This is a genomic window from Campylobacter novaezeelandiae (assembly GCF_004323845.1).
In the GTDB taxonomy this organism is placed as follows: domain Bacteria; phylum Campylobacterota; class Campylobacteria; order Campylobacterales; family Campylobacteraceae; genus Campylobacter_D; species Campylobacter_D novaezeelandiae.
Window position 1 is genome coordinate 1 of sequence record NZ_QPGR01000042.1, and the last position, 531, is coordinate 531.

Here is a 531-nt window from a genome sequence, read left to right on the forward strand (position 1 = left end):
CTTTAATACCTTATTTACTACAGAAAAAGGTCAAGAAGTTTATATCAAAGCTCAAGGTAAAACAGCCTTAATTAAAAATGATTTAACTAAAAGAGTAGGAACTAATGAAGCTAAAGCTGAACCTAATTCTTATGCTTATGGTATGAGTTCTGATATAGGTATGAATTTTATCTATGATAAAGATATATTCTCACCTGAAATTGGCTTAGCCTATGAAGGAGGCTATACAGAGGCTTTTTCTATGCAAGATACTATAGGTCAAGCTACTGTTAAAGGTGGAGAAAGAGTTTATGCAAACTATTTAAATCTATTCTCTACTAAAACAAGTCTTACTTGGTTTAGAGATTGGTTACCTCATTTAAAAACTTCTTTAACCCTTGGAGCTAAATTTAATATCAATCCTAGCGTAAAAGCTAAAGCTAGATTTGGTAGTATTAAAGCAACTGATGAATTTACTTTACCAAGAGTTCAAAGCTATGCAACAGGATCTTTTATCATTCCTCTTAATGAAGCTTTCTATTTTAGCTTAAA

General features: G+C 30.9%; 1 protein-coding gene. It reads left to right on the forward strand.

The features are described 5' to 3' along the window. Nucleotides 1-531, forward strand: a 531-nt coding sequence (locus tag DU473_RS08170) for an autotransporter outer membrane beta-barrel domain-containing protein (protein WP_131186978.1), incomplete at both ends; no start/stop codon positions are given.